The following is an 18,571-nucleotide window of genomic DNA, read 5'->3' on the forward strand; positions in this document are numbered from 1 at the left end:
GCTGTGGCAAAGGATCGCGGGCAATCCGTGTGCCATGACGGTGGCTGCCACGGCTGAGTCAGCGCGAAGTGGCGCCCGCTTCGCCTCCTCGAGCGATAGCACGGTTCGGTGGCAGGGCTGCTGGCACGCCCAAGCTGCACAGCCGCTCGTATCAAAGGCGTTGTCGTCTCCGGTGCAGGGGCCACCGTTATCAGCTGAATCTGCTATCCCCAAAGGCCGCAGTGCTAGCGCAAATGCACGAGTGTCGAAACCCGGCGCTGCTGACGATCTGACTTGGCACAAGATAAGTTCGGCGGTTTGAGTTGCGGCTGCTCGCGTGACCGGTAGGGCCAAAATTACAGTCACTCGGACTCGAGTCGCGGATGTCTGAGTTCAGTCTGGAGCAGACTTCACACACCCATGCATCCATGCACTGCCCATGCCCTACCTCACCCTAGACCTCAGCGACAACTCCGAAGGCATCGCCACCCTGGAGGCCCTAGCCTCCACCACCGCCGAGCACCACCCCGCCGCACTGGCCGAAGCCCAGCAACTCCTCGACTGGGCCTGGCGCCGCTTCCCGCACACGCACGGCCCGGCGGATGAGGGCATGGACTGGGATCACGACCTGCAGGTGAACGTCGAAGACGGTGGGTGGCATGCGATCACGCTGACCATCACCGGGACGCAGCGCTTCATCGACGAGTTCATCGAGACGTTTGGCGACCCGCGGGACTGACACACGCCGGGTGAGGCCTGCCGCCAGTGGGAACCCACAACCGGGCCACCGCGAGGCGCTCTCCCACCGTCAGCTTGAATGTCCAGCCAAACCGCTCGCAGATCCGATGCGCGATCTGGGTCCCCAGCCCGAAGCCTGCCGTCGATGGCGTGTCAGGAAGCCCGTTCCGCACCTCGATGCTGCACTCGTCGATGACCACTTCAATGCGATCCGGGCCACCGTGGAAGACGGCGTTCTTCAGCATGTTGGCCACGAGCACGTGGACCGTCGTCGCAGGGGCCGAAAGCAACAGGGGATGCCGCTCCACGACCGAGAACGCATGGCTCGGGCTCTCGCCCATGAGATGGCGGATCAAGGATCTCACCCAGGCTTCATCGATCGACAGCGCGTCCGACACCGGCCCGGCCGTGTCGCCGGACAGCTGCAGGAACGTGTCAACCAGCGCGTGCATGTCACGCAGCCCCCGGTGGGCACGCTCGATCGCCGGCCCCTGCTCCGGCCTGCCGTGCGCCTCGATGCGCTCAAGAGCCGCCTGCACGATCGCCGCTGGCGTACGCAGCTCATGGCTCGCGAAGCGGGTGAAACTGCGCTCTCGATCCAGGGCGTCCGCAGTTCTCTGCAGTGCGCTGTTGATCTGGACGACGAGGGCCTCGATCTCGACGGGTGAATTGGCTGGCAGTGCGACCTTCTCCAGGCTTCGGGGATCGCGCGCCGAAACCAGGCGCCCGACCTCCAGCATCGGCGCGGTGACCCGCCCGGTGATCCGCTTGCACAGCCACAGCAGCAGCAGGCCGAACGGAACGATGCCCGTCAGGTACCAGACGAAGACCTGGGATTCGATGGTCTCGGTCGGTTTGACCTCGGCGTGGGACTCGACCACGTAGAAAGCGCGACCGGTCGCGTGGGACTGCGCCAGGACGTAGTAGTCCAGGTCCTGGTTGCCGAGCTCGAGGATGCCGCGCTTGTCCGGCGACAACATCCGCTGCAGCTCGGGCGGGAGCAGCTCATAGCGGGGATAGATGACGGTGACAGGATCGATTCCGAGCGGCTCCTCCAACTTGGCCTGCTTGGCCCAGTAATCGCCGATGTGCTGCAGGCGGCGCTCGGTCTGGAAGTCCGATCCCAGGTGCAGCGCGCCCTTCACGAGAAACGCGTTCACCATGAACGTCAACACGAGGATCAACAACAGCAGATGCCACATCCTCGCGAACAGCGTCTGCGATCGCTCGCGGGTGGGGACGAAGCTTGCCATCAGGGCTCCAGGCAATAGCCTTGCTTGCCTCGCGTCTGGATGACTGCGCGGCCTCCAGCGTTGTGGATCAGGCGGCGAAGCTGGTAGAGATGCGTGCGCAATGCGTCGCTTGCAGGCCGGTCGTCATCGCCCCACAAGGCGCTCTCGAGCTCATCGCGCGAGACGACGCGTGGCGCGTGTCGCATCAGGGTGTGAAGGAGACGCCCCTGGAGCGGCGTCAGCGTGCAGGTCTCGCCCGACGGGATCAGCAGCTTCCATTGCTTGGTGTTCAACGTGAGGCCGGCGCCCTGGACGACGCCGGCACTGTTCGGGACGGTCAGGAACCTTCGAATCGCGGCCCGGACGCGGGCGACCAGCACCTTGGATTCGAAGGGTTTGACGATGTAGTCGTCGGCTCCCCTGTCGAGCCCCTCGACAACCTGGTCCGAGGCGCCTTGGGCGGTGAGCATCAGGATGGGTGAACGAAACCCATCGCTGCGCAGTCGCGTGCAGACGTCGAATCCGCTGATGCGCGGGAGACCCACATCAAGCAGCACCGCATCGAACGGAGGTGATGCGCTCTCCACCAGTCGCAGCGCCTGTGCACCATCGCTTGCGTAGTCCGGATCGAACCCGGACTCTTGCAGCGTCTCCAGGATCGAGGCGGCCAGGTCTCGGTTGTCTTCGACGAGCAAAACACGTTCGCGATGCATCACGGGCCTCATGGATAGACGTCGCCTTCGATTCTGACCGTTGTCAGTTCATTCACTCGAGCCGCCCGCGCAAGGGCGTTCGGGACGCCTGGTGAATTTCACGGTTGCTTCACGCATCGGGTGCCCCAATGCAGCCGGTTCAACCCACCACTGGAATTCCATGATGTCCCACATTCGTCCCGTCGTCAGAGCCGGAGTCCTCGCCCTGGGCCTGCTCACGCTGTTCTCCGCTCAGGCCGACGAGGAACGGCAAGGCTCGCAATGGGGCCTCGGCCTCGTGACCCTGTACGACCGCAAGCCCTATCGAAGTTTCGACAACAAGGCGAAGGTACTGCCCTTCATCTTTTATGACAGCCGCTGGGTCAGCCTGATCGGACCGACCCTCGATCTGAAGCTGCTGTCGACTGACTCCCTGTCGTTCAGCGCAAGGCTGCACTACGCCGGGGACGGATACGAACCCGGCGACTCCCCCTACCTGGCCGGCATGGCCGAGCGCAAGGCGAGCTTCTGGGTCGGCGGCGCGAGCAGCTTGAATACCGACGTTGCCACCCTGTCCGTCGAACTTCTGGGAGACGCCTCCAGCAAAAGCAAAGGGAAACGCGCCAGCCTGAGCATCGAACGTGAGTTCAGGGCCGGAGACTTCGATTTCACGCCGCGCCTCGCACTCCACCGCTTCGACGGCAAGTACGTCGACTACTACTACGGCGTGCGCGCGGACGAATCCACCTCGACGCGCCCGTATTACCCGGGCAAGTCCACCACGAACGTCGAAGCCGGGGTGCGGATCGGCTATTCCCTCGCACCGCGCCACAAGCTTTCGCTCGACCTGAACACGACCCGCCTGGGCGCCGGCATCAAGGACAGCCCCTTGGTGGAGCGTTCCAGGCAAGACGGCGTCCGATTCGGCTACCTGTATCTCTTCTGAGCGATGCAGGCCACCAGCCCTTCAGGTCGCCTGTCGAAGGCGATGGTGCTGCTCATCGCCGCTTTGCTGGCGCTGCGCCTGTTCGCGATGGCCTGGCTGCCGTTGATGGAGACCACCGAGGCGCGCTATGCCGAGATCGGCCGCAAGATGCTCGAGCTCGGCGATTGGATCACGCCGTGGCATGACAACGGCGTGCCGTTCTGGGCCAAGCCGCCGCTGTCGTTCTGGCTCACCGCGGCCAGCATGAAGGTGTTCGGCGTCAACGAGCTCGCGGCCCGGCTGCCCCACTTCCTCTGCATGCTGTTCGTCGCCGCAGCCTGCGGCCGCCTGGCGGCATCACGCCGCGACACCCCACCGCTGGCCACCCTCGGCCTGCTGTGCGGTGCGTCCCTGTTCCTGGTCTCGGCCGGCGCCGTGATGACCGACGAAGCCCTCCTGGTCGGCAACACGCTCGCGCTGTGCGGCCTGTGGCAGGCCTTGCACGGGCCGCGGTATCGCGACGGCGCCATCCTGCTGTTTGCCGGCCTGGCGATCGGACTGCTGGCCAAGGGCCCGCTGGCACTCGTGCTGGCAGGCTTGCCGACGGCAGCCTGGGCTGTGTGGACAGGGCAGGAGCGCCGCCTGCTGAGGGACGTCCCGTGGATTCCGGGGCTGGCAGCGACGACCGCGGCGGCCGCCTGGTGGTACATCGCGGCAGAACTGAAGACGCCCGGCTTCATCGACTACTACCTCGTCGGTGAACATTGGCACCGCTTCCTCACGCCGGGATGGCCCGGCGACCGCTATGGCTTTGCCCATGCCTTTCCTCCGGGCACGATCTGGCTCTTCGCCCTTGTTTCGACCCTGCCCTGGCCGCTGCTGCTGCTGGCCGCTGCATCCACGCCTCGTGTGGCACGGACCGAGCCCGCCAGCCCCGATGTCGACACGCGCTCATGGCAAGCCTACCTCGCGTGCTGGTCACTGGCGCCGCTCGTGTTCTTCACCGCGGCACGCAACATCATCCTGCCGTATGCGCTGCCGGCCCTCCCGGCGATGGCGTTGCTGGCCAGCCATTGGCTGTGGCGTCGCGTCGGCTCGGAACGCATGCACGCCTGGGTTGCCGGGGGACTGGCACTGTCGACCGCCAGTGCGCTGGGACTCCTCCTCCACGCCGAGCATTCGGGCACCTTCGGCAGCGGCTCCGCCAAGGCCATCGTCAGCGCCTGGGAAGCGCAGCGCCATCAGCATGCCGAGCCGCTGGTGTTCGTGACCGAGCGGCTTCACTCGGCTTCGTTCTACAGCGCAGGCCGGGCGGAGTTCGTCACCTCCGCGGCCGAGGCGCTGAAGCGCCTGGCACCGAACGGCGGTTTTGTCGCGCTGCGCGATGACGACACCAACGCCCTTGCAAGCTTCGACTGCGTCACGCAGCGGACCGCCGTCGGCGGCTTCGTCCTGCTTCACCTGTCTCGCCTCTGCGCGCGATGACAGCCACGCTGCCGGGCGATCCCCAGAAAGCACCCATGAGCCGATTGCGCAGAAGCGTCCGGACGCTTGTTCCGATCGCGCTGGTCCTTTCCACGACCGTTGTCGTTGTGATCTGGGCCTCAACAGACGCTGCGCCGAAAATGCAGGCCGCGAAAGCGGCGCCTCGGGCGGCCCTGACGGTGACCGTCACCCTGCCTCGAGCGGACCGGCTGCCCGTCCGTCTCGCCGCGACGGGCGACGTGGTCGCATGGCAAGAGGCGATTGTCGGCGCCGAGGCCAACGGCTTGCGCCTGTCGGGCGTTTTCGCGAATGTCGGGGACCAGGTGCGGCGCGGGGCATTGCTGGCCACCTTCACGCCCGAGACCGCCATCGCCGAACTGGAACAGAGCCGCGCCGCCGTGGCAGAGGCGGCCGCCACGTTTGCAGACGCGTCCGCAAACGCGCAACGAGCGCGGACGCTCGAAGCGACCGGGGCGCTTTCTGCACAACAGGTCCAGCAACGTCTCACGGCCGAGCAGACCTCCAAGGCGAAGATGGACGCCGCGCGGGCCGTCTCCCGGCTGCAGGAGATTCGCCTCGCGCAGACCCGTGTCCACGCCCCTGACGATGGCGTCATCTCGATGCGAAGCGCCACCGTGGGCGCCGTGATGTCCGCCGGCCAGGAGATGTTCAGGATCATCCGCCAGGGCCGGCTCGAGTGGCACGCCGAGATTCCTGCCGCCGATCTCCCGCGCGTGAGACCCGGCCAGAGGGTCATCGTCCAGTCGGAGGGAAACGAGCCCCTTGCAGGCCAGGTGCGGGTGCTCGCGCCGTCGGTGAACACGCAGACCCGAAGCGGCCTGGGGATTGTCGACCTGCCAGTCGATGGCAGCCTCCGCGCCGGCACGTTCGCCCGCGGGGAGATCGAGATCGGGGAAGGGGGGCCGACGCTCACGCTGCCCCAGACGGCCGTCGTGCAGCGGGACGGCTTCGACTACGTCATGCGACTCGGCGCCGAGGGAAGGGTCATGCAGACCAAGGTGACGCTGGGACGTGCTGCAGGCCATCGGGTCGAGATCCTGACCGGGGTCGACTCGAGCAGCCAGGTGGTGGCCACCGGTGCGAGCTTCCTGAGCGACGGGGACTCGGTCCGCGTGGTCGCCGAGTCGCACGCGCCACCGAAGCCGCCGCCGAGCGCAAGTCGCGCAGGCCAGTGAGGGAGGCCATCTTGAATCTCAACGTGTCATCGTGGTCCATCCGGAACCCGATCCCGGGCATGCTTCTGTTCGTCGTGCTGACCTTCCTCGGCATCGTCGGCTTCCGCGCCATGAAGGCCCAGAACTTCCCGGACGTCGAGGTACCGGAGGTCCTGATCTCGGCCTCGCTGCCGGGCGCATCGCCCTCGCAACTCGAGAACGACGTCGCGATCAGGATCGAGAACGCAGTCGCCGCCTTGCAAGGGCTCAAGCACATCAAGACCACGCTGACCGATGGCTCGGTCAACATCACCGTCGAGTTCCAGCTCGAGAAGCCCGTGCAGGAAGCCGTCGACGATGTCCGCGATGCCGTGGCGCGGGTGCGTGCGGATCTGCCCGCGGGGTTGCGCGACCCCACCGTCAGGAAGGCCGAGTTCGCGACATCACCGATCCTCACCTACACGGTCGCCTCCTCGCAGATGGACGAAGAGGCCCTCTCATGGTTCGTGGACGACACCATCGGCAAGACACTTCTTGCCGTGCGGGGTGCAGGCACGGTGTCCAGGGTGGGCGGCGTGAACCGCGAGATCCGGGTCGAGCTCGATCCTGCGAAGCTGATGGCCTTGAAAGTCACGGCGGGCGACATCTCGCGGCAGCTGCGGGCCGTGCAACAGGAGTCAGCGGCGGGCAAGGCCAACCTGGGAGACCGCGAGCAGTCGGTTCGAACCATCGCGACAGCGCTGACGGCACATGACATCGGGGTCATGGACCTGGCGCTCAGCGACGGCCGACGCATCAGGCTCGACCAGGTCGCGAGGGTGCTCGACACCGTCGCGGATCAGCGCTCCGCCGCAATGCTGGACGGACATCCGGTGGTCGGCTTCGAGGTCACGCGAGCCCGCGGCGCCGGAGAACTGGAAGTCGCTTCCGCAGTGCGCGATGCCCTGGCGAAACTTCGCACGGCGAATCCCGGCATCGAGCTGCGCGAGGTGATCGACTACGTCCAGCCCGTGAAGGAGAACTACGACGGATCGATGCAACTCCTCTGCGAGGGCGCGGCCCTCGCAGTGATCGTCGTGCTGCTGTTCCTGCGCGACTGGCGCGCGACCGCCGTGTCAGCCCTTGCAGTGCCACTCTCCGTCATCCCGACGTTCGCGGTCATGCACCTGTTGGGCTTCAGCCTCAACCTCGTGACCTTGCTGTCGCTCTCGTTGATCGTCGGCATCCTGGTCGACGATGCCATCGTCGAGATCGAGAACATCACACGCCACCTTCGCATGGGAAAGACACCCCATGCGGCCGCGATGGAGGCCGCGGACGAGATCGGCCTGGCGGTGATCGCGACGTCTTTCACGCTCATTGCCGTCTTCTTGCCGACAGCGTTCATGCAGGGTGCCGCGGGGCGATTGTTCGTTCAGTTCGGGTGGACCGCTGCCATCGCGGTCTTCTTCTCGCTCGTCGTCGCTCGTGTGCTCACGCCGATGATGGCGGCGAATTGCCTGATCCCGGCGAAGAAAGGCGTCCCACCGTCACAGCCCCGATGGATCGGCCTCTACGTCAGGTGGGCAGTGGCCTGCCTGAGGCACCGGTGGCTCACCTTGGGAGCCGCGTTCGCGTTCTTCGCCCTCGGGCTGCTGCTGGCGACCAGGGTGCCGGGCGAGTTCCTGCCATCGGACGATGTGGCACAGACCCAGGTCACCCTCAGCTTGCCGCCGGGAAGCACGTTGACGGACACGCTCGCCGCCGCTGAAGCAGCACGCCACATCGTCAGCACGAACGAGCACGTCAAGACTGTCTACACCGCGATCGGTGGTGGCATCACCGAGACGGGCCCAGGTGCATCGGGTGCGGCGCCGGTGGCCATGCAGACGGCCGTGATGACCATCAACCTGTCCCATCGTGACGACAGGCCGGGCCTCAGCAGGCAGCGAATCGAAGGACAACTGCGCGACGCATTGGAGCTCCTGCCAGGGGTCCGGGTCCAGGTCAGCCGGGGTGGCTCGGACGAGGGCTACGTCGTCGTGCTGACAGGGCCCGACAGCCGCGTGCTGACCGATCATGCCGCGCTCGTTGAACGAGAGCTTCGAACCCTGCCTGGCGTCGGTGCCGTCACGTCGAGCGCGGGACTGCTCCAGCCCGAACTCATCGTCCGGCCCGACTTCGCCCGGGCGGCAGACCTGGGTGTGACCTCCGCGGCCATCTCGGACGCACTGCGCATCGCGACTTCAGGTGATTTCGATCAGGAGTTGGCGAAGCTCAACCTCAGCAAGCGGCAGGTTCCGATCGTCGTCAGGATGGCGAACGCCGGTCGCCAGGACATCGATGCGCTCCGGCAACTGCCCGTCCCCGGCGCACGCGGGCACGTTCCACTCGCCAGCGTCGCGTCACTCGCGGCCGGCAGCGGTCCCGCCCAGATCACCCGCCATGACCGCGCCCGCAACATCGACCTCACGGTGGAATCGAACGGCACGCCGATCGGTGAGATGGAAGAAGCGGCACTCTCCCTGCCCAGCCTGCAGCAGCTTCCACCCGGGGTGAGTCAAGGCGCCTCCGGCGAAGCGGAGGCGATGGACGAACTCTCGCAGGGCTTCGGCACAGCCATGGTGACGGGGGTGCTGTGCATCTACGTCGTCCTGGTCCTGCTTCTCAAGGACTTCGTGCAACCCATGACCATCCTGGTGGCACTGGTCCTCTCGATCCCGGGCGCGTTCGTTGCGCTCTATCTCGCCGGGGCGACGATGTCGGTGCCGTCCATGATCGGTCTGATCATGCTGATGGGCATTTCGACGAAGAACTCCATCCTGATCGTCGACTATGCCGTCATGGCCCGTTTGCAGGGTGGGCTGACGCGTGACAGGGCCATCGTGGATGCCTGTCGCAAACGCGCGCGCCCGGTGGTCATGACCACCATGGCCATGGGCGTCGGGATGCTGCCCGTGGCCCTCGGTTGGGGAGGCGATCCCAGTTTCCGGTCCCCCATGGCGGTGGTCGTGATCGGTGGACTGATTTCCTCGACGGTTCTCAGCTTGTTCGTGATCCCCGTCGTGTACACGTGCCTGGATGACCTCGTCGCGTGGCTGCGCACCCGGCACCGTGGGTCGGGCCGCAGAGGCGGTGGTCAACCGCTCCCGGTGCCCGAGTTCGGCGTGATGCCGCCGCGGCGTCGCAGCCCACCGGTGCAACAGGGCTGACGGCCCCGGGTGGCACGCAGGTCGTCATCAGCCTTGCTGATGAACTGCCGCCCCGCCCGGACTAGGATCCGTCCCACGGTCAGGTGCGATTCCTTTCGTTCAGGTTTCAGTGCACAGTTTCGAGCGTCTGATTCGCGCCAGCCTCTGCTGGCGAGAAGGCAGGGCTTGGAGGTGCGCGATGTCTGAGAGCGGTATGAATCAGGCGGCCGACGTGTGGTGGGCCCGCGCACTTGTCGAATTCGTGCCCCGCGCCAATCGCTATCTGCGCGCGCGCTTCCCGGCCATCCGCCATCAGCACGACGATCTGGTCGGCGAGACGCTCGTCGACCTCACCGAATCGCTGCAGCGCCGCGCCGGCGGCCTGCCCGGGTCCTGGTATGCCCACGACGATCCACCGCAGCCCGACGTGGATCGCTTCGGCAAGCTGGCCTTCACCGTGCTGCAGCGCCGGGTGGTCGACCAGTTCCGCACGTCTGCGAACCGCTTCAGCGAGGACATCGACTCGCTGTCCGAGTCGCAGGCGCCCGAATCGCCGGACACGCCGATCGATCGCCTGGTGGATCTGAAGCGAACCGCCAGCGCACTCTTCGCGACGCTCGAAACCCTGCCCGCCGACGACAGGGCACTGCTGCAGGACGTCGCGTTCGGCGGCAACGAGATGCCGATGAGCGACAGGGATCGGCAGCGCCTTCGCCGCCTGCGGGTCGAGTTGATCGACCGGCTGCGCAGCCGGCTGGGCCCGGCGGCCCTGGATTGCATCCGCCGCTTCTGAGTCGTATCGCCAAGGGGAGACAACCATGAAGACACCTGTGGTCCAGATCGTCCACTACTCCGACCTGCACATCATCGGGCCGGATTTCCGCAAGCAGCGCCAGGCGTTCAAGACCGTTGCGAAGCGCCTGCTGCCTGCCAGCCTGCAGCAAGGCGTCGCTGGGGCGAGCATCGGTGCCCTGGGAGCGTTTGCCGATTTCCTGCGCGTGAGGAAATCTGACACCGGGTGGCAGGACAAGCCAATCTGGCTCATCGACACCGGAGACGGCACCACATTCGGCGATTCAGCCTCGCTGAAATTGTGGCTGCAGCACTGGTCCCCGAAATTCCTTGCCGCCGCAGGACCCCACGCGAAGCAACTTGTCTTGTACGGCAACCACGATGCGTGGCCCGAGACCTTCCCCTTGCTCGCACCGCGCAACATGGGCCATCAGCGCACCAAGCTGCGCAACATGTGGTTCACGGATTCATGGCCGAAGGCGCCGTTCACTGCACCGCTGTCGCCTGGCCACGGTTCGCAAGTCCAGCTGTTTGCCCTCAACAGTGTCGATCACGACCTGCTTCCCAACACGAAGGCCTGCGGTCGAGTGCTGCCAGATCGTGCAGGCCTGACGCACGCGCAAACAGGGCCGACGGCAGCCGACGATCTGCACAGGGCGGTGGTGGCCGCAGGCAAGGCGTCCGCCGGACCGCACTTCCGGATTCTCGCGATGCACTACCCGGTGGCTGAGGCGGCACAGACCGGCAATCGCGTCTTCGAGATCCTGTCGAACCGCGACACCTTCGCGCGCGAACTGGTCACCCCGTCCTACGCCGAGAAGCCATTGGTTCATCTGCTGCTGGGCGGTCACACGCATCGGGCGTATCCATCGATCGGGCTGATGCCGAATGCGTTGTCGTCGGCGTCGCAGTCGCCCTTGCACCATGGCTTCGCGCAGTCGGTCACCCCTTCGCTGAGCCAGAAGCTGGTCAGCGGCGCGGGCGGCACGAGCAGCTACTACCCCGACGAGTGCGCCCGTTGCTTCCCCTACCAATGCACGCTGCTCCGCGTCTTTGCGGAAACGACTCCCGCAGGCACGGAGGTGACCGTGGAACGAACGATGGTCGGCCGGCCGGCAGGAGGAGCCTTCGGATTCCTGCCGATCGGCGAAGGCTCCAGCCAGATGCATGAGGAGATGATCCTGGCACTGTCCTAGCGACTGTTCATCCAGGGCCCACCCTCGTGGAGGATTCCCTTCGGGGCGGCTCCCAGTTTCTGGCTCGGTCCAGGCTGCGCACGCCGCGCGAGCAGGGCCTTGTCGATGCACAGGCCCAATGGCAGCTTGATCAGATCGCCCTGGGTGGCATCGCTCAACTGGGCCAGTACCGCACGAAGAATCTTGTCGGCATCGGTCCGTTGCAAGCCAAAAGGCTCGAGTGTCATGTCGATCTCTTCCCACTTGGCGCCCGTATCGCCGCTGGCGGAAATCTCCAGGTCTTCGCGTTGAACAGCATCGCCCTTGGCATTGCGGCGCATGTGGCGCAGCAGCACATCCCACAGGCCGATGGCGAACTCGCGGGCAAGCTCCTCACCGAGTTCCTTGTCCTCATCGAGACCGCGCGCAACGTCGTCTGCGACGAAACCCTTGAGCGCATTGAGAAGTTCTTCGTCCGACGGGGATTCCGGACGAAGGTGATCTTCGGACACGAATTTCTGCAGTCCCCGCAACTGCGTGTGAAGCAGTTCCGTCGCCGCCCCCGAGGTCACTGTGCGCAGCGCCTCCTGGACAACGGGTTCCGCAACTTGCGCGGTTCGCCGGTACAGGTCGTCGTACAGAGGCAAATCTTTCCGGGCGGCTCGAACGTCATGTATCAGCGGTTGCATGGCAGTTTCCCTGAACGGTTGATGGGTGGGTCCACGCCTTGAATGTCGGTCAGGGCAGGCCCACGTGACGCCCACTTGTAACCGAGCRTGTCACGCAGCGGTGAGTTCAACCACGCCGTCAACGGGGTTCCCGTTTCACGGTTCGAGGGAGCCGGTTGTCCGGCGGCACCCACGAGGTTCGGGTGCGTACCCCGATGTCGCGCGACTTCGGATGTCGTGACAAGTTAGGGGGGTGGAAGCTCAAGTTTCGGTTTTCCATCGCCGTCCACGGCCGTCGCGGTGGATCCGAATGTCAGTCGGCGCCATTCCCAGCCTCCCTGGATTGATTGAAAGTTGCTACTCAAGAACTGGCTGGTCGCCGACTTGCCACCGAGCTGGCCATGTTCCGTGTGGTCGTGCGGCTCAGCCTGGGATCGCGGGTGCACCTCGCCCAATTGATCGACGACAGGCTGGTGGGATTGCAGGCTCCCAGCGCCGAGTTCACGGAATGGCTCCAGGGCCTGGCCGATCAGCGGACGGCCCCCACGAGCACCCCCGGCTCCAGCCAGCAGGTGGTGCTGGCCTTCCTCTTGCGTTCCTGGCTCGCGCACAGCGGCCCGCTGAGCACCACGGCCATCCAGTCCGCCGTGGGTGCCAGCTGCCGGCGGAGCTGATCCAGGCCAATCGCGTCGACGAAGTGCTGGCTGCGATCAATCAATTGCGCGACGGGATCTATCTCTGACCTGATTCTCGCGATCCGCGCGCTCTCATGCTCCGTGATCCCGACTTGCTCGATCGCCTGGCCGGCTTTCCAACGCGGTCGTTCAATGGCGAGGTCTATCGAGCGACCCGACAGAACCTGGACCCGCTTGCGCCCTCGACAAGCGGGGGCAGATGGATGCCCGCCGGCGGTGCAGTGCAGTTCCTCGAATGCGACGGCCTCATTGCACCGTCTGCGCGCTGGGACTGCGAGAACTTGATGCTGTTCCCCGACAACTTCGAATCGGCGGCGGCGCTCGAACTGGTCAGCAGCGAACCTGTTGATTGGCTTCGTTGGGCTGAAGACAACGGGCGCCTCCATGACGAGTGAACCGTGCAGCTCCTTGCAAGCACCCCGACCCTGTGGCCAACTTCGCTGCCCTGAGTCGCCGTCCTGGGGGAACCGCATGAACCTGCTTCGCACCCATGGGGGCCGTGTCGCCTTGCTGACCGGCCTGTTGCTCGCTCCACTGCTCGCGCTGTCGGCCTGCAACCGCAGCGAGCCCGCCGCCCCCTCCCCGGGCGGTACCACCAGCACACCAACATCGTCTGTCACGCCACCCCCGGGCAACGCCGCAGCCTCCGCCACCGGCGGCGGCCCGGCCGGCGGCACCGCCATCGGCGGCATGGAAGCCCACCCCGCCGAGGCCAAGCCCGGCGCCGGCAGCGGCACGCCGGCCCCGACTGCCGGCGACGGCAGCGCACCCGCCCCGGCCGCCGCGGCATCCCGATAGAAGAACCGCAGCGCGCCGCTGCGGATAGTGCGAACGCCATTGCGGCCCCGCCCATTCCGCGCCAAGATCCGTTCGCCATCGCCTATCCCACGTTTCGCGCACAGCGCGTTCCCCGCAGGAGGCTCTTCATGGACATGAACCGAAGGCAGTTCTTCCGCGTCAGCGGAGCCGGGCTCGCCGCATCCAGCCTCGTCGCGCTGGGTTTCTCGCCGGCCACGGCCCTCGCCGAAACACGCCAGTTCAAGCTCGCCCGCACCACCGAGACCCGCAACACCTGCCCGTACTGCTCGGTCGGCTGCGGGCTCATCATGTACAGCCTGGGCGACAAGGCGAAGAACGTCGTCTCCGACATCATCCACATCGAGGGCGACCCCGATCACCCCGTCAACCGCGGCACGCTGTGCCCCAAGGGCGCCGGCCTGCTCGATTTCGTGCACAGCCCCAACCGCCTCAAGTACCCCGAGGTGCGCGAGGCCGGCAGCACCGAATGGAAGCGCGTCTCCTGGGACGACGCCATGTCGCGCATCGCCAAGCTGATGAAGGCCGACCGCGACGCCAACTTCACCCCCACCAACGCCGCTGGCCAGGTCGTCAACCGCTGGACCACCACCGGCATGCTCTGCGCGTCGGCATCGAGCAATGAATCGGGCTACATCACGCACAAGGCGATGCGCTCGATGGGGTTGCTGATCTTCGACAACCAGGCGCGCGTCTGACACGGACCGACGGTGGCCAGTCTGGCCCCGACGTTCGGACGCGGTGCGATGACCAACCACTGGGTGGACATCAAGAACGCCGACCTCGTGCTCATCATGGGTGGCAACGCCGCCGAAGCCCACCCCTGCGGCTTCAAGTGGGTCATCGAGGCCAAGCACCACAACAAGGCCCGGCTGGTCGTCGTCGACCCGCGCTTCACGCGCTCGGCCGCCATGGCCGACTACTACGCCCCCATCCGCGCCGGCAGCGACATCGCCTTCCTGGCCGGCGTCATCAACTACCTGATCAGCAACGACAAGCTGCAGAAGGAGTACGTGAAGGCGTACACCAACGCCTCGTTCATCGTCGGCGAGGCCTACGGCTTCCAGGACGGCATCTTCAGCGGCTACGACGAGGCCAAGCGCAGCTACAGCAACGCGAGCTGGGGCTACGAGCTCGACGAACACGGCTTCGCCAAGACCGACCCCACGCTCGAGCACCCGCGCTGCGTGCTGCAGGTGATGAAGCGCCACTACGCGCGCTACACGCCCGAGCTGGTGAGCCGCATCACCGGCACGCCGAAGGACAAGTTCCTGAAGGTGTGCGAGATGATCGCCACCACCGCGGTGCCCCACCGCGCGATGACCATCATGTATGCGCTCGGCTGGACCCAGCACAGCCAGGGCTCGCAGATGATCCGCACCGCGGCCATCGTGCAACTGCTGCTCGGCAACATCGGCATCGCCGGCGGCGGCATGAACGCGCTGCGCGGCCACAGCAACATCCAGGGCCTGACCGATCTCGGGCTGCTGTCGAACTCGCTGCCGGGCTACCTCTCGCTCGCCCGCGAGACCGAGCAAGACCTCGACACCTACTACAAGACCCGGGCGCTGAAGCCGCTGCGCCCCAACCAGATGAGCTACTGGCAGAACTACCCGAAGTTCTTCGTCAGCCTGCAGAAGAGTTGGTGGGGCGCCGCGGCCACGGCCGAGAACTCGTGGGCCTTCCACTACCTGCCCAAGATCGACAAGGTCTACGACGTGCTGCAGGCCTTCGAGCTGATGAGCCAGGGCAAGCTCAACGGCTACATCTGCCAGGGCTTCAACCCGGTCGGCTCGTTCCCCAACAAGAAGAAGATCATCGAAGGGCTGTCGAAGCTGAAGTTCCTGGTGACGATCGATCCGCTCAACACCGAGACCTCGGAGTTCTGGAAGAACTTCGGCGAGTTCAACGACGTGAAGAGCGAGGCCATCCAGACCACCGTGTTCCGGCTGCCCTCGACCTGCTTCGCCGAAGAAGACGGCTCGCTGACCAACTCGGGCCGCTGGCTGCAGTGGCACTGGAAGGGCGCCGAGCCGCCGGGCGAGGCGCGCGGCGATCCGGAAATCATCGCCGACCTGTTCAACCGCATGCGCACCGCCTACACGAAGGACGGCGGTGCCTTCCCCGACCCGATCGTCAAGCTGACCTGGCCGTACAAGATCCCGCACAGCCCGTCGGCCGAAGAGCTGGCGATGGAATACAACGGCAAGGCCTTGGCCGACGTGCTGGCCCCGCCCGACCCGAAAGACCCGAAGGCACCGCCCAAGGTGCTGGCGAAGGCCGGCGAGCAGCTCGCGGGCTTCGGCCTGCTGCGCGACGACGGCAGCACCGCGAGCGGCTGCTGGATCTACTGCGGCGCCTGGACGCAGGCCGGCAACCAGATGGCGCGCCGCGACAACAGCGACCCGTGGGGCATCGGCCAGACGCTGAACTGGGCCTGGGCCTGGCCGGCGAACCGGCGCATCCTCTACAACGCCGCGTCGAGCGCACCCGACGGCAAGCCCTGGGATGCGCGGCGCAAGCTGGTGCAATGGAACGGCACCGCCTGGAGCGGGTCCGACGTGCCCGACATCCGGCCCGATGCCAACCCGGGCGACGCCGAGCGCGTGCAGCCGTTCATCATGACGTCCGAGGGCGTCGCGCGGCTCTTTGCGCCGACCGGCATGGCCGAAGGGCCGCTGCCGGAGCACTACGAGCCGTTCGAATCGCCGCTGGCCACCAACCCGATGCACCCGAACAACCCGAAGGCCCGCGCCAACCCCGCGGCCCGCGTGTTCAAGGGCGATCTCGAGATGATGGGCTCGCCGAAAGACTTCCCGCTGGTCGCCACCAGCTACCGGCTGACCGAGCACTTCCACTACTGGACCAAGAACGTCGAGACCTCGGCCATCATCCAGCCTCAGCAGTTCGTCGAGATCGGCGAAGAGCTGGCCAAGGCGCGCGGCATCGCCAATGGCGACACGGTGAAGGTCTCGTCGAAGCGCGGCTCGATCAAGGCGGTGGCGGTGGTCACCAAGCGCATCCCGCAGCTCGATGTCGACGGCCTGAAGGTCGACACGGTGGGCCTGCCGAACCACTGGGGCTTCGTGGGCCTGGCGAAGAAGGGCTACCTGGTGAACACGCTGACGCCCTTCGTCGGCGATGCGAACACGCAGACGCCGGAGTACAAGTCGTTCACCGTGAATATCGAGAAGGCCTGAGCCATGAGTTCACTGCAATCTCTCGACATCGCCGCGCGCTCGGCCACCACCACGCCGAGCCCGCAGGCGCGCACGACGGCCGAGGTCGCGAAGCTGATCGACGTCTCCAGCTGCATCGGCTGCAAGGCCTGCCAGGTGGCCTGCATGCAATGGAACGACCTGCGCGACACCGTGGGCCACAACGTCGGCGTGTACGACAACCCGGCCGACCTGACGGCCGACTCGTGGACGGTGATGCGCTTCTCCGAGGTGGAGACCAAGTCGCTGAACGAAGAGATGAAGCTCGAGTGGCTGATCCGCAAGGATGGCTGCATGCACTGCGACGATCCCGGCTGCCTGAAGGCCTGCCCGGCACCCGGCGCGATCGTGAAGTACACGAACGGCATCGTCGACTTCATCGAGGAGAACTGCATCGGCTGCGGCAACTGCGTCACCGGCTGCCCGTTCGACGTGCCGCGCATCAGCAAGAAGGACAACAAGGCCTACAAGTGCACGCTGTGCTCCGACCGCGTCAGCGTCGGCCTGGAGCCGGCCTGCGTCAAGGCCTGCCCGACCGGTGCGATCCACTTCGGCAGCAAGGAAGACATGCTCGAGTACGGCAGCGAGCGCATCGCCGACCTGAAGGAGCGCGGCTACGCGCAGGCCGCCGTGTACGACCCGCCAGGCGTCGGCGGCACGCACGTGATGTACGTGCTGCAGCACGGCGACAAGCCGCAGCTGTACCACGGGCTGCCCGCCAACCCGCAGATCAGCCCGTGGGTCTCGCTGTGGAAGGGCGCGGCCAAGCCGCTGGCGCTGGCCGCGATGATCGGCGCCGCGGTGGTCGGCTTCTTCCACTACACGAAGGTCGGCCCCGTCGAGGAGCCGGTGGACGAGGAGGAACGGTCATGAAGCGTTTCATCCAGCGCTATGCCGACGGCACGCGCATGAACCACTGGGCGGTGGCGATGCTGTTCTTCTGCGCCGCGCTGTCGGGGCTCGCGTTCTTCCACCCGGCCCTCTACGTCCTGACGATGCTGTTCGGCGGCGGCCCGTGGACGCGCATCCTGCACCCGTTCTTCGGCGTGCTGATGGTGCTCGGCTTCGTGCTGCTGTTCGCCAAGGTGTGGTGCGACAACGTCTGGAAGCCGCGCGACACCGCGTGGGTGAAGGCCGCCCCGCACCTGATGAAGACCGGCCACGAGCACGGCATGCCGCCGGTCGAGAAGTACAACGGCGGGCAGAAGGCGGTGTTCTGGCTGTTCGGCATCAGCCTGCTGCTGCTGTTCATCACCGGCTTCGTGTTCTGGCAGCCGTGGTTCGCCGATTACTTCGCGATCCCGCTGCGCCGCATCGCGGTGGTGGTGCACGCGGTGTCGGCGGTGGTGCTGGTGCTCAGCGTGATCGTGCACGTGTACGCCGCGATCTGGGTCAAGGGAACGATGCGGGCGATGACCCGCGGTACCGTCACCGAGGCCTGGGCGCGGCAGAATCACCCGCTCTGGTACCGAGAGATCACTGGCAAGGAATGATGTCGCCCCCGCGATGACACTGACCTCCACCACGCGACTGCTGTCACCCGAAGAAATCGCGGTGCAGGCCGGGCAGCAGGTGCCCTACCTGCGGCTGCCCGAGCGCAGCACGCTGTTCGCGGAGCGCGAGATGCGGCTGCGCCAGCTGGCCGCCGGCGGGCATGCGATGCGCGATTTCCTGCTCTTCATGGCCGAGCTGGCGCAGGCGCAGCACGGGTTGCTGCAGGCCTACCCGGCCGTCGCGCTGCCCGATGCGGCGGCGCTCGATGCCGCATCGCGGGCCGGCCTGCCGCCGCTGCCGGCCGAGCACTGGCCGCG

At 66.3% G+C, this 18,571-nt stretch carries 17 protein-coding genes; 14 read left to right on the forward strand and 3 right to left on the reverse strand.

Annotated features, from left to right (window positions below):
• Positions 1 to 418: 418 nt before the first annotated feature.
• The gene (locus AC1DXV_RS01860) at positions 419 to 718 is read left to right on the forward strand and encodes a hypothetical protein (RefSeq protein ID WP_477864382.1); all 300 of its coding nucleotides are present in this window, start codon (positions 419 to 421) and stop codon (positions 716 to 718) included.
• Here the strand turns inward: AC1DXV_RS01860 and AC1DXV_RS01865 are convergent.
• Positions 687 to 1,970, reverse strand: a complete 1,284-nt coding sequence (locus tag AC1DXV_RS01865; RefSeq protein ID WP_477864383.1) for a sensor histidine kinase — start codon at positions 1,968 to 1,970, stop codon at positions 687 to 689. The two genes, AC1DXV_RS01860 and AC1DXV_RS01865, sit on opposite strands and share 32 nt — an antisense overlap.
• Positions 1,970 to 2,662, reverse strand: coding sequence for a response regulator transcription factor (locus tag AC1DXV_RS01870; protein ID WP_477864384.1), 693 nt, complete (start codon positions 2,660 to 2,662; stop codon positions 1,970 to 1,972). The genes AC1DXV_RS01865 and AC1DXV_RS01870 overlap by 1 nt, the downstream gene beginning before the upstream one ends.
• A 163-nt stretch (positions 2,663 to 2,825) precedes the next feature.
• Here AC1DXV_RS01870 and AC1DXV_RS01875 point away from each other — a divergent pair, with 163 nt between their 5' ends.
• The 6 genes from AC1DXV_RS01875 (at position 2,826) to AC1DXV_RS01900 (ending at position 11,384) form a co-directional block, all read left to right on the forward strand.
• Positions 2,826 to 3,587 (forward strand): MipA/OmpV family protein, encoded by a 762-nt coding sequence (locus AC1DXV_RS01875; protein WP_477864385.1) that lies wholly within the window; start codon positions 2,826 to 2,828, stop codon positions 3,585 to 3,587.
• Between the two features lie 45 nt (positions 3,588 to 3,632).
• On the forward strand, positions 3,633 to 5,051 hold the full coding sequence (locus tag AC1DXV_RS01880; protein ID WP_477864386.1) for an ArnT family glycosyltransferase: 1,419 nt from the start codon (positions 3,633 to 3,635) through the stop codon (positions 5,049 to 5,051).
• Between the two features lie 35 nt (positions 5,052 to 5,086).
• Positions 5,087 to 6,247 carry an efflux RND transporter periplasmic adaptor subunit gene (locus AC1DXV_RS01885; RefSeq protein WP_477864387.1) on the forward strand — a complete coding sequence of 387 codons (1,161 nt, stop codon included), beginning with the start codon at positions 5,087 to 5,089 and terminating at the stop codon, positions 6,245 to 6,247.
• Positions 6,248 to 6,306: 59 nt separating this feature from the next.
• Entirely contained in the window at positions 6,307 to 9,417 is a 3,111-nt protein-coding gene (locus AC1DXV_RS01890) for an efflux RND transporter permease subunit (protein ID WP_477864393.1), read from the forward strand.
• A gap of 193 nt (positions 9,418 to 9,610) precedes the next feature.
• On the forward strand, positions 9,611 to 10,189 hold the full coding sequence (locus AC1DXV_RS01895; protein WP_477864388.1) for a sigma-70 family RNA polymerase sigma factor: 579 nt from the start codon (positions 9,611 to 9,613) through the stop codon (positions 10,187 to 10,189).
• 25 nt (positions 10,190 to 10,214) lie between these two features.
• Complete coding sequence (locus tag AC1DXV_RS01900; protein ID WP_477864389.1) at positions 10,215 to 11,384, forward strand: metallophosphoesterase; 1,170 nt, start codon at positions 10,215 to 10,217, stop codon at positions 11,382 to 11,384.
• Here the strand turns inward: AC1DXV_RS01900 and AC1DXV_RS01905 are convergent.
• On the reverse strand, positions 11,381 to 12,052 hold the full coding sequence (locus AC1DXV_RS01905; RefSeq protein WP_477864390.1) for a hypothetical protein: 672 nt from the start codon (positions 12,050 to 12,052) through the stop codon (positions 11,381 to 11,383). The genes AC1DXV_RS01900 and AC1DXV_RS01905 overlap by 4 nt on opposite strands.
• A gap of 380 nt (positions 12,053 to 12,432) precedes the next feature.
• Between AC1DXV_RS01905 and AC1DXV_RS01910 the strand changes: the two genes are divergently transcribed.
• From AC1DXV_RS01910 to fdhE, 7 genes are all read left to right on the forward strand, one after another.
• Positions 12,433 to 12,705 (forward strand): hypothetical protein, encoded by a 273-nt coding sequence (locus AC1DXV_RS01910; RefSeq protein ID WP_477864391.1) that lies wholly within the window; start codon positions 12,433 to 12,435, stop codon positions 12,703 to 12,705.
• Between the two features lie 95 nt (positions 12,706 to 12,800).
• Complete coding sequence (locus AC1DXV_RS01915; protein ID WP_477864392.1) at positions 12,801 to 13,121, forward strand: type 1 periplasmic-binding domain-containing protein; 321 nt, start codon at positions 12,801 to 12,803, stop codon at positions 13,119 to 13,121.
• A 76-nt stretch (positions 13,122 to 13,197) separates the two neighbouring features.
• On the forward strand, positions 13,198 to 13,524 hold the full coding sequence (locus AC1DXV_RS01920) for a hypothetical protein (protein WP_477932230.1): 327 nt from the start codon (positions 13,198 to 13,200) through the stop codon (positions 13,522 to 13,524).
• A 128-nt stretch (positions 13,525 to 13,652) separates the two neighbouring features.
• On the forward strand, positions 13,653 to 16,742 hold the full coding sequence (gene fdnG, locus AC1DXV_RS01925; protein WP_477869307.1) for a formate dehydrogenase-N subunit alpha: 3,090 nt from the start codon (positions 13,653 to 13,655) through the stop codon (positions 16,740 to 16,742).
• A 3-nt stretch (positions 16,743 to 16,745) separates the two neighbouring features.
• Positions 16,746 to 17,633 carry a formate dehydrogenase subunit beta gene (gene fdxH, locus AC1DXV_RS01930; protein ID WP_477869309.1) on the forward strand — a complete coding sequence of 296 codons (888 nt, stop codon included), beginning with the start codon at positions 16,746 to 16,748 and terminating at the stop codon, positions 17,631 to 17,633.
• Positions 17,630 to 18,253: a formate dehydrogenase subunit gamma gene (locus tag AC1DXV_RS01935; protein WP_477869311.1), complete on the forward strand. Its 624-nt coding sequence runs from the start codon at positions 17,630 to 17,632 to the stop codon at positions 18,251 to 18,253. The genes fdxH and AC1DXV_RS01935 overlap by 4 nt, the downstream gene beginning before the upstream one ends.
• Before the next feature lie 13 nt (positions 18,254 to 18,266).
• A partial coding sequence (fdhE, locus tag AC1DXV_RS01940) for a formate dehydrogenase accessory protein FdhE domain-containing protein (RefSeq protein WP_477932232.1) occupies positions 18,267 to 18,571 on the forward strand: 305 nt, incomplete at its 3' end.

This window comes from Rhizobacter sp. P3_C12 (assembly GCF_056402735.1).

Bases quoted from the DNA above. Each gene is read 5' to 3' on its own strand.
- AC1DXV_RS01870 (WP_477864384.1), bottom strand. From the start codon at position 2,662: ATGCATCGCGAACGTGTTTTGCTCGTCGAAGACAACCGAGACCTGGCC.
- AC1DXV_RS01935 (WP_477869311.1), top strand. From the start codon at position 17,630: ATGAAGCGTTTCATCCAGCGCTATGCCGACGGCACGCGCATGAACCAC.
- AC1DXV_RS01875 (WP_477864385.1), top strand. From the start codon at position 2,826: ATGTCCCACATTCGTCCCGTCGTCAGAGCCGGAGTCCTCGCCCTGGGC.
- AC1DXV_RS01885 (WP_477864387.1), top strand. From the start codon at position 5,087: ATGAGCCGATTGCGCAGAAGCGTCCGGACGCTTGTTCCGATCGCGCTG.
- AC1DXV_RS01860 (WP_477864382.1), top strand. From the start codon at position 419: ATGCCCTACCTCACCCTAGACCTCAGCGACAACTCCGAAGGCATCGCC.
- AC1DXV_RS01895 (WP_477864388.1), top strand. From the start codon at position 9,611: ATGAATCAGGCGGCCGACGTGTGGTGGGCCCGCGCACTTGTCGAATTC.
- AC1DXV_RS01915 (WP_477864392.1), top strand. From the start codon at position 12,801: ATGCTCCGTGATCCCGACTTGCTCGATCGCCTGGCCGGCTTTCCAACG.
- AC1DXV_RS01890 (WP_477864393.1), top strand. From the start codon at position 6,307: ATGCTTCTGTTCGTCGTGCTGACCTTCCTCGGCATCGTCGGCTTCCGC.
- AC1DXV_RS01910 (WP_477864391.1), top strand. From the start codon at position 12,433: ATGTTCCGTGTGGTCGTGCGGCTCAGCCTGGGATCGCGGGTGCACCTC.
- fdxH (WP_477869309.1), top strand. From the start codon at position 16,746: ATGAGTTCACTGCAATCTCTCGACATCGCCGCGCGCTCGGCCACCACC.
- AC1DXV_RS01905 (WP_477864390.1), bottom strand. From the start codon at position 12,052: ATGCAACCGCTGATACATGACGTTCGAGCCGCCCGGAAAGATTTGCCT.
- AC1DXV_RS01920 (WP_477932230.1), top strand. From the start codon at position 13,198: ATGAACCTGCTTCGCACCCATGGGGGCCGTGTCGCCTTGCTGACCGGC.
- AC1DXV_RS01865 (WP_477864383.1), bottom strand. From the start codon at position 1,970: ATGGCAAGCTTCGTCCCCACCCGCGAGCGATCGCAGACGCTGTTCGCG.
- AC1DXV_RS01900 (WP_477864389.1), top strand. From the start codon at position 10,215: ATGAAGACACCTGTGGTCCAGATCGTCCACTACTCCGACCTGCACATC.